Source organism: Micromonospora sp. NPDC048063, from assembly GCF_043202855.1.
Taxonomy (GTDB): Bacteria; Actinomycetota; Actinomycetes; order Mycobacteriales; family Micromonosporaceae; genus Micromonospora.
Genome location: NZ_JBIDBG010000011.1, coordinates 31,827 through 46,385 on the forward strand (window position 1 = coordinate 31,827; position 14,559 = coordinate 46,385).

11 protein-coding genes and 1 tRNA gene are annotated in these 14,559 nt (G+C 72.7%); 5 read left to right on the top strand and 7 right to left on the bottom strand.

Annotation, left to right across the window (positions count from 1 at the left end; translation table 11 throughout):
- Nucleotides 1–37: 37 nt before the first annotated feature.
- Nucleotides 38–1,573: a hypothetical protein gene (locus tag ACGFZ2_RS24185; protein WP_393457131.1), complete on the bottom strand. Its 1,536-nt coding sequence runs from the start codon at nucleotides 1,571–1,573 to the stop codon at nucleotides 38–40.
- A 174-nt stretch (nucleotides 1,574–1,747) separates the two neighbouring features.
- Here ACGFZ2_RS24185 and ACGFZ2_RS24190 point away from each other — a divergent pair, with 174 nt between their 5' ends.
- Nucleotides 1,748–3,157 carry a class II fumarate hydratase gene (locus tag ACGFZ2_RS24190; RefSeq protein ID WP_363700898.1) on the top strand — a complete coding sequence of 470 codons (1,410 nt, stop codon included), beginning with the start codon at nucleotides 1,748–1,750 and terminating at the stop codon, nucleotides 3,155–3,157.
- Nucleotides 3,158–3,393: 236 nt separating this feature from the next.
- Here ACGFZ2_RS24190 and ACGFZ2_RS24195 read toward each other — a convergent pair whose 3' ends face one another.
- Nucleotides 3,394–3,990, bottom strand: coding sequence for a CGNR zinc finger domain-containing protein (locus tag ACGFZ2_RS24195; RefSeq protein ID WP_393457134.1), 597 nt, complete (start codon nucleotides 3,988–3,990; stop codon nucleotides 3,394–3,396).
- A 76-nt stretch (nucleotides 3,991–4,066) separates the two neighbouring features.
- Between ACGFZ2_RS24195 and ACGFZ2_RS24200 the strand changes: the two genes are divergently transcribed.
- Complete coding sequence (locus ACGFZ2_RS24200) at nucleotides 4,067–5,032, top strand: DMT family transporter (RefSeq protein ID WP_393457137.1); 966 nt, start codon at nucleotides 4,067–4,069, stop codon at nucleotides 5,030–5,032.
- A 942-nt stretch (nucleotides 5,033–5,974) separates the two neighbouring features.
- Here the strand turns inward: ACGFZ2_RS24200 and ACGFZ2_RS24205 are convergent.
- Nucleotides 5,975–6,961: a hypothetical protein gene (locus ACGFZ2_RS24205; protein ID WP_393457140.1), complete on the bottom strand. Its 987-nt coding sequence runs from the start codon at nucleotides 6,959–6,961 to the stop codon at nucleotides 5,975–5,977.
- Between the two features lie 134 nt (nucleotides 6,962–7,095).
- Nucleotides 7,096–7,743, bottom strand: coding sequence for an IclR family transcriptional regulator (locus tag ACGFZ2_RS24210; RefSeq protein ID WP_393457143.1), 648 nt, complete (start codon nucleotides 7,741–7,743; stop codon nucleotides 7,096–7,098).
- 63 nt (nucleotides 7,744–7,806) lie between these two features.
- Here ACGFZ2_RS24210 and cysS point away from each other — a divergent pair, with 63 nt between their 5' ends.
- Together cysS and rlmB are read left to right on the top strand one after the other, a co-directional pair.
- Complete coding sequence (gene cysS, locus ACGFZ2_RS24215; RefSeq protein ID WP_393457146.1) at nucleotides 7,807–9,222, top strand: cysteine--tRNA ligase; 1,416 nt, start codon at nucleotides 7,807–7,809, stop codon at nucleotides 9,220–9,222.
- On the top strand, nucleotides 9,222–10,355 hold the full coding sequence (gene rlmB / locus ACGFZ2_RS24220) for a 23S rRNA (guanosine(2251)-2'-O)-methyltransferase RlmB (RefSeq protein ID WP_393264546.1): 1,134 nt from the start codon (nucleotides 9,222–9,224) through the stop codon (nucleotides 10,353–10,355). The genes cysS and rlmB overlap by 1 nt, the downstream gene beginning before the upstream one ends.
- A gap of 75 nt (nucleotides 10,356–10,430) precedes the next feature.
- Here the strand turns inward: rlmB and ACGFZ2_RS24225 are convergent, their stop codons facing one another.
- Nucleotides 10,431–11,522 (bottom strand): ABC transporter ATP-binding protein, encoded by a 1,092-nt coding sequence (locus ACGFZ2_RS24225; protein ID WP_393264549.1) that lies wholly within the window; start codon nucleotides 11,520–11,522, stop codon nucleotides 10,431–10,433.
- A gap of 333 nt (nucleotides 11,523–11,855) precedes the next feature.
- Here ACGFZ2_RS24225 and ACGFZ2_RS24230 point away from each other — a divergent pair.
- Nucleotides 11,856–11,932 (top strand) — tRNA-Thr (locus ACGFZ2_RS24230).
- 235 nt (nucleotides 11,933–12,167) lie between these two features.
- On the opposite strand, the gene ACGFZ2_RS24235 is transcribed toward ACGFZ2_RS24230, so the two are convergent.
- Both ACGFZ2_RS24235 and ACGFZ2_RS24240 read right to left on the bottom strand, forming a co-directional pair.
- On the bottom strand, nucleotides 12,168–13,376 hold the full coding sequence (locus ACGFZ2_RS24235; protein WP_393264551.1) for a low temperature requirement protein A: 1,209 nt from the start codon (nucleotides 13,374–13,376) through the stop codon (nucleotides 12,168–12,170).
- Between the two features lie 329 nt (nucleotides 13,377–13,705).
- Nucleotides 13,706–14,491, bottom strand: a complete 786-nt coding sequence (locus ACGFZ2_RS24240; protein ID WP_393457149.1) for a hypothetical protein — start codon at nucleotides 14,489–14,491, stop codon at nucleotides 13,706–13,708.
- Between the last annotated feature and the right edge of the window lie 68 nt (nucleotides 14,492–14,559).

Below are 14,559 nucleotides of genomic sequence, written 5' to 3' on the forward strand. Positions count from 1 at the left end.
AGGGGCGCCGGGCGGCCAGCCCGGCGCCCCTTCGTCGTCATGCCGCTTCCGGCACCCAGAAGGCCGTCCAGGCCTCGCCCGAGGGAAGCCCGTCCGCGGTCCTGCTGCGGACGTACAGGAAGTACACGTCGGAGACCCCCGGCGTGATGGTGACCTGCGCGGTGCCGTCGGCATCGGCACGGACCGTGGTCTCCTCGCCCTCGTTGAGCCGGTACGTGTACTCGACCACGTTTTCCATGTTCGGAGCGAAGGTGAACCGACGCGGCGTACCAGCCGGCGCCTCCGGGTCCTCGTCGGTGATCGTCGGCGCGGTGGTACGGACCACGAACTCGTAGATGGTGCTCTCGGAGAAGTTCCCGGCCCGGTCGACGCTCTGCACGACGAGTCTGGTCGGTCCGTCCCTTTCAGGCGCGTAGCTCGCCGTCGCCGACTGGCCCGATGCGTCCACCGGGACGAAGTGCGCGGCCGCGAATTCGCCGTAAACGAAGCCCTTGAGGTCGTCTGCGTCGGCGGTGAAGGTGAAGCTGCCAGGGATGCCGGGGCCACCGGTGCCTGGCCCGCCGCTGTGCTCCGGGTAGTCGGTGGAGGAGACGGTCGGGGCGGCCGGCGCCACCGTGTCGACGGTGAACCGGCACTCCGGCGACCAGTCCGAGCTGTCGTGCCGGTCGGACGCCCGCACCGAGAAGGCGTAGGTGTTCCCGTGGGTGAGCTGGCCCCGCGGGAGTTGGTATACGTACTGGTGCGGGGCGACCACACCGTCGAGGGTCGCCTCCGTCCGCTCCGCCGGCCGGTCGACCGGCCACCAGGCGAAGGTCGCGGCCACCTGGTCGTGGCCCCCGGTCTCGTTGACGTCGGGGTCGGAGACGCGCGCCCGGAGCGCCGGCCCGGTGTTGCGGATCGTCAGCGGGTTGTCGCACGCCGTGCCGTCGACGGTGAGCTGGTCGGGAACGTTCGGCGGTGTGTTGTGGTCCAGGGAGATGCCGACACTCCTGATCCGGCGGCCGTAGTGCTTGTTCCCCTCGTGGTCGCCGGCGATCCGGGCCATCAGCGTGAGCTGGTCCTGCCCGTCCGCCACCGCCTTGCGCACCGCCTCCGTGATCATCACCCCGATGAAGCTGCTCCCGCAGGGCAGGTTGGGATAGGTGATGTCCGCCACCTTCTCCCGTACCGCTGGGGCGGTGTTCCAGGTCGGGGCGCTGGCGGGCGGGTCGGTCCGCCACAGCTCGATCTCGCGCGGCTTGTCGCAGTCGTTGACGCTCGTCTCACCGGTGATCGCGCGGGCCGAGATGACCCGCTGCCCCTGGTAGGGCGTCAGGTCGAAGGTGAAGTACGCCCGGGCGGTGTGCATCTCCCCGTCGGCCACCCAACTGCCCACGGGCACCGTGTCGTCCGAAGGGGAGAAGGACCCGGCCGGCTGCTGGGCGTCGGTCCACGTGACGCTGGTTGGGGTGACGTAGTCGATCACGGCCGCCGCTGGCTGCCCGGTTACGGCCACCAGTCCGCCCGTGGCCAGTAGGAGAGCAGCCGCCGTCGTTGCCGCCCGGCGCGCCGAGCCCCCGTGTCGAATCGACATGAAACCTCCGAGTGAGGTGCGGAAAGTTGTTATGACCTTAGATTCGTCGGGCAAGGACGGCATCGAGATTTCGGGTCGTACGAGGAGGATCGAGTTGCGTCGCCGCGGCGTCGGGCTGCCGGCCCGCACAGCGCCGGGCAGCTTTCCCTGCGGCCCGACGACCAGCGCGGCAGGATGGTACGCGTGACGACTCCAGAGGCGACGGGCTACCGGATCGAACGCGACTCGATGGGCGAGGTGGAGGTGCCCGCCGAGGCGCTGTGGCGGGCGCAGACGCAGCGCGCGGTGCAGAACTTCCCGATCTCGGGCCGGGGCATCGAGCCGGCCCAGATCCGGGCGCTGGCCCAGATCAAGGGGGCGGCGGCCCAGGTCAACGGCGAGCTGGGCGTGATCGACGCGGACGTGGCCGCGGCGATCGCCGCCGCGGCGGCCCACGTGGCCGACGGCGGCTACGACGACCAGTTCCCGATCGACGTGTTCCAGACCGGCTCCGGCACGTCGTCGAACATGAACACCAACGAGGTCATCGCCACCCTGGCCAGCCGGGAACTGGGCCGGGACGTGCACCCGAACGACGACGTGAACGCCTCGCAGTCCAGCAACGACGTCTTCCCGTCGTCGATCCACCTGGCCGCCACCGAGGCCGTCGCGCGGGACCTGCTGCCCGCGCTGGCCCACCTCGCGGAGGCGCTGGAGGGCAAGGCGGCGGAGTTCGAGACCGTCGTCAAGGCCGGGCGTACCCACCTGATGGACGCCACCCCGGTGACCCTGGGGCAGGAGTTCGGCGGGTACGCCGCCCAGGTGCGCTACGGCATCGAGCGGCTGGAGGGGGCGCTGCCCCGGCTGGCCGAGCTGCCGCTCGGCGGGACGGCGGTGGGCACCGGCATCAACACTCCGCTCGGCTTCGCCGCGAAGGTCATCGAGCGGCTGCGCGGCGCGACCGGGCTGCCGCTGACCGAGGCGCGTAACCACTTCGAGGCGCAGGGCGCCCGGGACGCCCTGGTGGAGACCTCGGGGCAGTTGCGCACGCTTGCCGTCGGCCTCTACAAGATCGCCAACGACATCCGCTGGATGGGCTCGGGTCCTCGAGCCGGCCTCCGCGAGCTGCGCATCCCCGACCTCCAACCCGGCTCGTCGATCATGCCGGGCAAGGTCAACCCGGTGGTCGCCGAGGCGATGCGGCAGGTCTGCGCCCAGGTGATCGGCAACGACGCCGCCGTCGGCTTCGCCGGTTCGCAGGGCGACTTCGAGCTGAACGTCATGCTCCCGGTGATGGGTCGCAACCTGCTGGAGTCGGTCCGGCTGCTCGCCGCGTCGAGCCGCCTCTTCGCCGACCGCCTGGTGGTCGGCCTGGTCGCGGACGCCGAGGTCTGTCTGGCGTACGCGGCGGGCTCGCCCTCGATCGTCACCCCGCTCAACCGCCACCTCGGGTACGACGAGGCCGCCTCGATCGCCAAGGAGGCGCTGGCCAAGCAGGTCTCGATCCGGGAGGTGGTCATCTCCCGGGGGCACGTCGACTCGGGCAAGCTGAGCGAGACCCAGCTCGACGAGGCGCTCGACCTGCTCCGGATGACCCACCCCTGAGCCCCGCCGTCGCCGGTCGGTTCAGCCCCGGTCGGTCGCGGGGGCCGCGTCGGTAGGCCGGGCGCTGTCGAGCTGCCCCGTCCACAGGACCGGGGTTCCGTCCCGCCCGCGGTCGCCCAGACGGGGCAGCTCGACAGCGTGCGCCGAGGCGCGCCGGGTGTCGCGTCGCCGGCGAACCCCCGACCCTCGACCCTCGACCGCTGCACGGGCCGGCTCAGGGCCGCTTCAGGGCCGCTTCAGGGCCGCTCGGGGCCGCTCGGGGCCGCGTCAGGGCCGCTCGGGGCCGCGTCAGGGCGGGGGCGGCCCTTGCGGGCCCGGTAGGCCGCGACGGCGGCGCGGTTGCCGCAGCCCGCGTCGCAGAACCGGCGGGAACGGTTCTTCGACAGGTCGACCAGCACGTTCGCGCAGTCGGGGTGGTCGCAGATCCGCAGCCGGCCCAGCTCGCCGTAGCGCACCAGGTCGGCCATCGCCATCGCCGCCTCCACGGCGATCCGGGTCGCCAGCGGCGCGTCGCGCGGCACGGCGTGGAAGTGGTACGGCTCGTCGTCGTGCGTGATGAGCTGCGGCAACGCGCGGTTCTCGCGGAGCAGCCCGTTGAGGATGGCGACCACCTCGTCGGTGCCGGCGTACCAGATGCGGCGCAGCCGGGGGCGCAGGTCGCGTACCGACCGCAGTTCGGCCTCGGTGTGCTCGTGTCGCCCGGTGTAGCCGTGCGCGACGTAGAAGGCGTCCAGGGCGGCGACGTCGGGCAGCCCCTCGCCGTCGGGGCGGTCGGTGTTGACGAGCGCGGCGGCGGCGGTCAGGGAGCAGTCCGTGTCATGGGCGAATGGCAACTTGACTCCTGTCGGGGTGCCGGCCTAGCGTCATGAGCATAGCGACAGTTGACTCATGACAGCTAGGAGCGGACCGATGCGCCAACCACCCGCCGCCGGGCTCGGTCTCGGCCTCGCCCTGCTCTCCGCCGTCACGTTCGCCACGTCGGGCACGTTTGCCCGCTCCCTGATCGACGCGGGGTGGTCCGCCGAGGCCGCCGTGGCGGCCCGGGTCGGCATCGCCGCGCTGGTGGTGGCGATCCCCGCGGCGCTGTCCCTGCGCGGAAAATGGGACGTGTTGCGGCGCAACCTCGCCGCGATCGGCGTGTTCGGGCTGCTCGGGGTCGCCACCGCGCAGGTCTGCTTCTTCAACGCGGTCCGTTACCTGCCGGTCGGCGTCGCGCTGCTGCTGGAGTACCTCGGCATCATCCTGGTCGTGGGCTGGATGTGGCTGGTCCACGGGCACCGCCCCCGCCGGCTGACCGTGGCCGGCTCGGTGGCGGCGATCGCCGGCCTGTTCTTCGTCCTCGACCTGACCGGCGCCACCGGGCTCGACCCGGTGGGCGTGTTGTGGGGGCTGCTGGCGGCCGTCGGCCTCGCCGGCTACTTCGTGCTCGCGGGCCGGGCCGACGCGGGCCTGCCCTCGGTGGCCATGGCCAGCGGCGGCATGGCTGTCGGCGCGGCCGTCCTGGTGCTGCTCGGGGCGGTCGGGGTGCTGCCGCTGCGGGCCACCTTCGGCGAGGTCACCTTCGCGGGGCAGCGCACCAGCTGGCTGCTCCCGATCGTCGGCCTGTCGCTGGTCGCCGCCGTGGTCGCGTACCTCGCCGGGATCGCCGGGACCCGCATCCTCGGGGCCCGTCTGTCGTCGTTCGTCGGGCTGACCGAGGTGATGTTCGCCGTTCTCATCGCCTGGCTGGTGCTGGGCGAGCTGCCGACCGTCGTGCAGCTCGTCGGCGGCGCCCTGATCGTCGCCGGCGTCGCGCTGGTGCGTGTCGACGAGCTGCGCGCGCCCCGGCCCGAGGAACGCCCGGAGCCGCGCCCCGCCGAGCCCGCCCTTCCGTGAGACCGTCGGGTCGAGCGACTCTGGTCGGCGCCCAGTGGAGCCGTAGCGCCTGCGTAGTCGCCGGATAGCAGGCCGGCCCAGGCTTCGAGCGGATCACGGAGTGCCCGTGACCGTTCGAGGCTTGGACAGGGAGTCCCATGGGCTGGTTCAGGCAGACCCGACGCTGGGGGCGGTGGCCGTCGCCACCGCCAGCGTCGGCACCGCCGCCGTCATCGTCCCCGCCAGTCCGGCGCAGGCCGCCGGGCCGGCCGACCACGTCCTCTACTGGAACCAGGTGCTCGTCGACACGTTCCGGCTGGCGAGCGGCATGACCCCCGGTCCGGCCACCGCCGCGCCGGGCCCGCTCTCCCGCAGCGGCGCGATGGTGCACGGAGCGATCTACGACGCGGCGAACTCGGTGCTCTGCGTGTCGGGGACCCTCCAGTGCCTGGGCACGCCCTACCGGATCCAGGTGCCGCGGACGATCGGCGTCAAGCCCGACCTGGCCACCGCGATCGACTACGCCGCCTACGACGTGCTGCGCACCCTCTACCCGACCCTGAACTTCGACGACGAGCTGGCGACCGCCCAGGAGGGCATCGCGGCGTCGCCGTCCCGTACGGACGGCCAGCGGATGGGTTCCGCCGCCGCCCAGGCGATGATCGACTTCCGGGCTGACGACGGCTCCACGGACACGACCGCCTACACGTACAGCGAGACCGCGGGCGCGTGGCGGCCGACGCAGGGCAAGCCCGCGGTCACCCCGAACTGGGGCCGCGTCAAGCCGTTCGCGCTCACCTCCGGCTCGCAGTTCCGGCCCGGTCCGCCGCTCGGCATCCCGGACATCGGCGCCCTGCTCGCCAGCGAGGGCTACGCCGCCCAGGTCGACGAGGTCCGCCGCCTCGGCCGCCACGACAGCACCGTGGTGCGGCCCGGCCACCCTGCCGGCGCCGGGCACGTGGGTCAGTGCCGCCAGCCGCGGGCCGCCAGGGCGGCGCGGACCTCGACCAGCAACGCCGGGAACTCCTGGTGCAGGCGTCGGCCCGTCGCGTGCAGCACGAGCCAGCCCGCTCCGACGAGCTGGTCGAACCGGTGGCGGTCGAGCTGCGGGTGGTCGGTGCCGGCGTGCCGGCGTCCGGCGTACTCGAGGGCGACCCGGTGCCGAGGCCAGGCCAGCTGGGGGTGCAGGACGACTCCTGAGGCCAGGCGGACGGGGTGCCGGGTGACCGGGCGCGGCAGCCCGGCCAGCACCAGCCGGACCCGCAGCTGCGACTCGGCCGGCGACCCAGCTTCCGGGTCAGCCAGGCCGAACACCCAGCGCGCCCGCCTGCCGCCGGGGCGGTCGGCGTTCCGGTCGGCGGTCTCGGCGAGCGCGTCGCGGCTGGTGAGGCCCTGTCTGAGCAGGGCGTCGACGATGCCGACCGCACGCAGCGGCTCCAACCAGACCGCCGACTCCCACGCCGCCGCGGCCGGTGCCGTCCTCGGCGGTGGCCCGGCGGTCATGGGCAGCGCCGGCGTCGTGCCGTCGGCCGGACCGGCGGACGGCTGGACCTGGTCCGGTGGCCGGCCGGCCGCCGCCGCCGGTGCGGTCGGTGGCGTCGTGGCCGGTCCCACGGAGTGTGCGCGCAGACCACGCTGGGGGCCGACCCGGATCGTCCTCGGCAGGAGGACGTGCACGTCGTCGGTGAAGGTGGCGGCGTGCGCGACGCCGTGCAGGTACGCCGCCGAGGGGCCGGCCACCACCGCCTCGGGCGGCAGCCGCAGGGCGGCTGCCCGACACGCCAGGGCGTGGTCACGGTCGAGCCGGGCGTCGGCGTACACGTCGTGGCGGAGGCGGATCCAGGCGGAACTGCGCAGCTGGTGCTCGGTGACGAGACCTCGCCGGACCGCGTCGGAGCCACGGAAGACCTGCCAGGCCAGGGCGCTGGGCCGGTGCGGTGAGGGTGGCATGTGGACCAGGGTGCCGACCACGCCGCCCGCCCCGGCGTCCCTGTGGACGAGCCGGCCCGCCCGCCCGGGAGCCTCCTGTGGACAACCGACACGACGGCCGGCGGATGTGGTAGTGGCGCTCGGTCGGCGGGTGGTCAGGAGAGGGCGGTGGCGATGGCGGTGGCGGCGGCGAGGACCTGGGCGCCGACCGCCTCGGTGTCCAGCGGCGCCAGCGCCACCACCCCGACGCTCGCCTCCAGCCCCGGCACCCCGAGCACCGGGGCGGCCACCCCGTACGCCCCGGACTGGAGCTCCCCGGCGGTGCTCACCGGGCCGGCGGCGCCCGCCCGGCCGGCGAGGATGGCCCTCCCGGCCGCCCCGCGCTCCAGCGGGTGCCGTGCCCCCGTCCGATACGCGACGTGGAACGCCGTCCAGGTCGGCTCCACCACGGCGAGCGCGACCCCCTCCCCGCCCTCGACCACGGTCAGGTGGGCGGTCGCGCCGGCCTGCTCCGCGAGGCGGCGCAGCGCGGGCAGCGCCCCCTCGGCCAGCAGCGGCTGGGCCCGCCGGGCCAGGTGCAGCACCCCGGCGCCGAGACGCAGCCGGCCCTCGCCGTCGCGGCGCAGCATCCCGTGCGCGGTCAGCGCGCCCACCAGCCGGTAGACCGCCGCCCGGCCGATGCCCAGCCGGTTCGCCGCCTCGGTGACGGTCAGCCCGCCCGGCGCGTCGGCGACCAGGTGCAGCAGCCGCAGCCCCCGGTCCAGCGTCTGCGCCGTCTCCCCGCCCCGCGCCGTCGTGTCCACGCCCAGCAGCGTACGACCCGGCTCCGGACGACCCGGGAAAGCGTGGACGGCTACCCTTGTACGGTGACGCTACGCCTGTATGACACCGCCACCCGATCGGTGCGGGACTTCGTCCCGCGGGAAGCCGGCAAGGTGGGGGTCTACCTGTGTGGTCTCACCCTCCAGGCCCCGCCGCACATCGGCCACCTTCGCTCCGGTGTCAACTACGACGTGCTGCGCCGCTGGCTGCTCGCCGCCGGCTACGAGGTCACCTTCATCCGCAACCTGACCGACATCGACGACAAGATCCTGGTCAAGGCGGTGGAGCGGGGGCGGCCGTTCTGGTCGATCGCGTACGCCAACGAGCTGATCCTCACCGAGTCCTACCGGGCGCTCAACGTGCTGCCCCCGACCTACGAGCCGCGGGCCACCGGGCACATCCCGGAGATGCACGAGCTGATCGCCAAGCTGATCGCCGACGGGCACGCCTACCCGGCCACCGACGGCTCCGGCGACGTCTACTTCGACGTCTGCTCCTGGCCGGCGTACGGGTCGCTGTCCAACCAGTCGCCCGCCGACATGCAGTCGGCAGGGGACGCTCCCGAACGGGGCAAGCGGGACCCGCGCGACTTCGCGCTCTGGAAGGGCGCCAAGCCCGACGAGCCGGCGGACGCCTACTGGCCGTCGCCGTGGGGGCGCGGCCGGCCGGGCTGGCACATCGAGTGCTCGGCGATGTGCTGGCGCTACCTCGGCGCCGAGTTCGACATCCACGGCGGCGGGCTGGACCTCACCTTCCCGCACCACGAGAACGAGATCGCCCAGTCGCAGGCGGCCGGGCTGCCGTTCGCCCGCTACTGGGTGCACCACGGGCTGCTCAGCATCGCCGGCGCCAAGATGGGCAAGTCGCTCGGCAACGCCCTCGACCTGGCGTACGTCGACTCGCTCGGGGTGCGCCCGGTGGAGCTGCGCTACTACTACGCCGCCGCGCACTACCGCTCCCGCATCGACTACTCGGAGGACGCGCTGCGCGAGGCGGCCGTCGCGTACCGCCGGATCGAGGGCTTCGTGCAGCGGGCCGCCGAGCGCGTCGGCGCCGGCCAGCTCGGCGAGCTGCCGGGTGCCTTCGCGGCGGCGATGGACGACGACCTGAACACCTCCGCCGCGCTCGCCGTCCTGCACGAGGTGGTCCGCGACGGCAACACCGCGCTGACCGGCGGCGACGATGTGACCGTCCGCACGGCGCTGGCCGCCGCCCGCGCCATGCTGGATATCCTCGGGGTCGACCCCCTCGACCCGGCGTGGACCGGTGGCGGCCGCGCGGCCGACCTGCGCGGCGTGGTGGACTCCCTGATCGCGCTGGCCCTGGAGCAGCGCGCGCAGGCCCGTGGCCGCAAGGACTGGGCCGCCGCCGACGCGGTACGCGACCAGCTCAAGCAGGCCGGCGTGGTGGTCGAGGATACCCCCCAGGGCCCCCGTTGGACTATTGGAGAGCAGGACTGATGGCCGGCAACTCGCAGCGCCGTGGCCGGCGACTGACGCCGAAGGCGGGAGCCCCGAAGGGCTCCGGCGGCAAGAACAAGGACGCCCTCGCCGGGCGGGGCAGGACCCTGCCCGCCGACGAGCGGCCCTGGCACAAGGCCTACTCGGGCACCGAGAAGCTGCCCCAGCGCACCGCCTGGAAGCAGGACAAGGAGCGCCGGGCGGCGGCCGAGGAGGGGCGCGCCCCCAAGATCGGCCAGCCCGGCACCAAGGACACCACCTGGGGCAAGGGTGGCGGTCGTGGCACGCCGGCCGGCGGCGGGCGCGGCACCGCCGGCCGGGGCGCTCGCCCCGCCGGCCGTGGCGGTCCCCGGGTGGCCCCGGGCCGCAAGTCCAACCCGGCCAAGGACGCCCCGGAGCTGCTGGTCGGGCGGAACCCGGTGCTGGAGTCGCTGCGCGCCCAGGTGCCGGCGACCGCGCTCTACACCGCGCAGGGCATCGACATGGACGACCGGGTCAACGAGATCGTCCGGACGGCCGCCGACCGGGGCATCGCCATCCTGGAGATCAGCCGCGCCGAGCTGGACCGGATGACCGGCGGGGTGCTGCACCAGGGCATCGGGCTCCAGGTGCCGCCGTTCGCGTACGAGCCCTTCGAGGACCTCGTCGCGGCGGCGCTGGAGCAGACCGCCCCGCTGCTGGTGGCGCTGGACGGCGTGACCGACCCGCGCAACCTCGGCGCGGTGATCCGGTCCGCAGCCGCCTTCGGCGCGCAGGGTGTCTTCGTACCGGAGCGGCGGGCGGCCGGGATCACCGCGACCGCCTGGCGGACCAGCGCCGGCGCGGCCGCGCGGGTGCCCGTCGCCCAGGTCACCAACCTGACCCGGTCACTGAAGGCCTGCCAGGACGCCGGCTTCGTGGTGGTCGGCCTGGACGCCGACGGCGAGACCGACCTCTACGACCTGGAGGCCGCGGTCGGCCCACTGGTGGTCGTGGTCGGCTCCGAGGGTCGGGGGCTGTCCCGGCTGGTCGGCGAGACCTGCGACCTCACGGTGAGCATCCCGATGGTGTCCGACGTCGAGTCGCTCAACGCCAGCGTCGCCGCCGCGGTCACCCTCGCCGAGGTGGCCCGCCGCCGGGCCGCCGAGGGCTGAGCCCGCAGACACGGAACGGGCGGCCCGCCGGTGGCGGGCCGCCCGTTCTCGCTTACGTCAGCTCAGCGCCGTACGTCAGATGCGGTTGCCGGTGGCCGCGTTGAACACGTGGCTGCGGCCCTCGCGCGGCTTGACGAACACGGTGTCGCCCATCTTCGGCATGGTGCGCCGGTCGCTACGCACCACGAAGCGCTCGTTGTTGCCCTCCAGCGCGGCGTGGCCGTAGACGTTGGCGTCCGAGCCGAGATCCTCGACCAGCTCGACGACGACCGGCATGCCGCCCTCGGTCGGGCTGACCAGGTCGCAGTCCTCCGGCCGGAAGCCGACGGTCACCTTGCCCTCGCCGCCGTCGACGCGGGCCGCCTCGACCTGCTCACGGGTGAGCGGGATGGTCAGGTCGGCGAACGAGGCACCCCGCTCGCTCAGCGGCACGGTCTTGATGTTCATGGCGGGGGAGCCCATGAAGCCAGCGACGAAGACGTTGGCCGGGGTGTCGTAGAGCGCCCGCGGGGTGTCCACCTGCTGGAGGACGCCGTCGAGCATGACCGCCACCCGGTGGCCCATGGTCATGGCCTCGACCTGGTCGTGGGTGACGTAGACGGTGGTGACACCCAGCTTCGCCACCAGCGACGCGATCTGCGTACGGGTCTGCACACGCAGCTTCGCGTCGAGGTTCGACAGCGGCTCGTCCATGAGGAAGACCTGCGGTTCGCGGACGATCGCCCGGCCCATGGCCACCCGCTGGCGCTGACCGCCGGAGAGGGCCTTCGGCTTGCGGCCCAGGAAATCCTCGAGCTGGAGCAGCCCCGCCGCCTCCTTGACCCGCCGGTCGATCTCGGCCTTGGAGGTCTTGCGCAGCTTCAGCGCGAACGCCATGTTCTCGTACACCGTCATGTGCGGGTAGAGGGCGTAGTTCTGGAAGACCATCGCGATGTCGCGGGCCTTCGGCGGCAGGTGGGTGACGTCCCGGTCGTCGATGTAGATCGAGCCCTGGTCGACGTCCTCCAGGCCGGCGAGCATGCGCAGGCTGGTGGACTTGCCGCAACCGGAGGGGCCGACCAGGACGAGGAACTCGCCGTCGCCGATCTCCAGGTCGAGCTGGTTGACGGCGGGACGCTCGGTGCCCGCGTAGATCCGGGACGCCTTGGCGTAGGTGACCGTAGCCATGGTCAGGTGCTTCCTTTCACCGGCAGGAACGTGCCGGACGATCCGAGTGGAAGGAGCGGCCGGCACGTGTGTGCACCGGCCCACGGGCGACGCGCCGATGATCGAGGTGTCATCCGTGTCACTGCACGGTAAACGGCTTTCCCCGGCATGCCAAGGCGCGGAGCATCGGATGGGACGGATGGCATACACATTCCGGGCACTCGGGCACGGGCGGACATCAATCGCCCCCGCTCTTTCGAGTGTCGGGCCGACGCGTGGACGTTTCCGGTGCTCGCAGGGCCTGCCGAGCGGGAAATCCGGACGTCAGTCGCTATGCTGACGTCGACACCACGCGCCCCTGTAGCTCAGCTGGCCAGAGCACTCGCCTTGTAAGCGAGATGTCGCCGGTTCGATCCCGGCCGGGGGCTCCAATTTCATCAGGCATACCTCGCCGGGCACTGTCGTGAGCCGGCCGGTTGACAGCAACGCTGACAGCAGCCGGGGTCACGACAGCCGCCCGTCGAGCTTCCCGAGCGCCTGACGCATCGCGTCGAGGTTGGCATGGCGTAGACCTTGAGGGTGATCTTCACGTCGGCGTGCCGGGCGATCGCTTGGACGACGTGCGGCGGGACGCCCAGCTCCTCACGTTCTCGCGCCGCAGTCAGTTCACGGTCGGTAGGAGAACATGTGGCCGGGTGCTGCTGGCTTGGGTACCCGCGGGAACAGCCGCCATGAGATCACGTTGGAGATGGCGACTCCGGTGAGTACGGCGGTGGCCGCGACGGCGACCAGGACCGGGGGGAGCAGGAGCGTCACGGGTGCCAGTACGGCAAGCGTTAGCAGTCCGATCGGTCGGGACCAGGAGACGTGGCTGAAGGTCACGTAGTCGAGCAGGGCCCGCCCGAACAGGAACACCGCAGGACCGCCGAGGATAACCAGGACCCAGGGCGGCTCGGTGTGACCGAGCGGGTGCGAGATGATCAGTTCGTCGCCGACGGCGGTGAGGCCGACGCCGGTGATCATGATGAGGTGCGCGTATGACGCGAGTCTGCCGACGTATGCCGGAGACGGTGCCGATGCGATCGCGACGGCCAGCAACTCGCCGGCCCGGTAGAAGTAGATCTGCCACAGCAGAACCGTGGTGGCGAACGACACCAGCAGCGCTACGGCTCGGTCCCGCTCGAGGCCGTACGGGCTTATCTGGATGCCGGAGATCAGAATCGCCTCGCCCAACGCGATGATGAGGAGCTGCCGGTAGCGCTCTGTGAGATGGTCTTCTTGGATCGGATGGGCTCGGAACCCGGCCCGGCCGAGTCGCGGCGTGGGGTAGTCGAGGACGCCCGCGATGTAGTCCAGGGCGACGGCCACGCTCCACCAGGCCAGTCGCGCTCCGCTCTGTGTGAAAACGCCGGCGATCCACGGCACCGCTGAGATGAGGGCCCAGAAGAGGTTCCGGACGCTGACCAGGCGTATCTCTTTGTTCGTGCCGATCAGAATGATCCAGAGCGGACGGATGATCTGGATCGTGACGTAGACCCCCGCGAAGAGGAAACCACTGTCGCCGTAGGCCCCGGGCACTGCGATGGCCATCAGCAGGCTGCCGAGCGTGGTGCCGATGACCAGTATCTGGATTGCTGGCCGGGTCGAGTCGTACCTGTTGGTCGCCCATACCAGCCGGTACCACACCCACCACAGCGCCAGCGTCAGTACGAATGTGGCGTAGCCACTTCGCAAGCTGAGGTCAGAGACCAGTCGGTCGGAGAGTCGGGTGAACGCGAACACGAAAACCACGTCGAACAGCAGCTCCACGAAGCCGGCCCGCTGGGACTGCTTGTACGTCCCCGGCTGCTCACCCGCCCTGCTCTCCATGGCCATGTGGTGACGCTACTTTTGATCGCTTCAGGCAGGTCGCCGAATGCGTTCGCGGCGGCTCGACAGCAACGCCGACAGCAACCGGCCAGGACGGCGACGCGCAGGCAAGCCCAGCGAGAGACGTCAGTTCGAGCATGCGATCGTTCCCGAACGAACGCGGACGTGGTGCACAGGGCTCGTAAGCGAGATGTCGCCGGTTCGATCCCGGCCGGGGGCTCCAATTCCGTCGGCCGTCCCGCGCCCGGCGCGGGCGTGAGCTGTGCCCGCCGGGGAGGGTGCGACTCCGACCGGTCGCCCACCCCGCGTCGCCGGGCGCCCTGCGGCGAGGGTCGTCAGCTCCACCTCAGCCTGGCGAGTTCCCGCTCGAACTGGGCGAGGGTGAAGGAGGCACCCTCGGCGGGGGCCAGCCGCAGGCTGTAGGTCGCGTCCCCGGCCTCCCACCACACCGTCCACGAGCGTTCCGGGGCGCCGGTGACGACACCCCGGTGCGGGCCGACGCGGACGGTCGCCACAGGCGCAGGGCGTGCCACGTCGGCGGTGCGGCGCGCGGTCACGAGCAGCGTCGCACCGCCCGGGCCGTTGTAGCCCTGGCACCAGCCCTCGTCGCATCCGGTCGAGAAGGGGCTCCACCGCTTGTCGGCGGGCAGGTCCGGCACATGGCGCTCGAAGTAGGTCGGCGGCGGCAGCGTGCCGGCCGCGTCGCGGAGCACCCGGTCGCCGAGCGGCTCCGCCAGGGACACGACGAGGGGGACCCGGGCGCCGCTGGTGGTGCAGTCGGCGGCGGGCACGATTCGGGCCTCGACCGCGACGACCACCTGGGCGTCGTCCCGCGCGGTGATCGTCGCCCGCGGCTGCACGAGGTCCCTGCACCGTGCGTCGCCGGGGCCGACGTGGACGGTGACCGTGGTGTCGTCGCGGCCGACCACCGCCGCCGACCACGGCACCCGGGACGACCCGTCGGGCGACGCTGCCGCCTCGGCCGTGGGCCCGGGTGCTGCCTCGTCGGTGGCCCGGTGCCGGAGAAGGAGACCGCCGACGAGCGCCAGTGCGATGACGGCCGTCGCCGCCGCGAGGGTGGTCCGTCGGGTGCGCTCGTCGCGCCCGTCCCTGGTCGTCATGGCCACCCTCGTCGTCCGGTATGGGAGAGCGGATCGTACGCCGACACCGTCGCTCCCGCCGTCCCGTC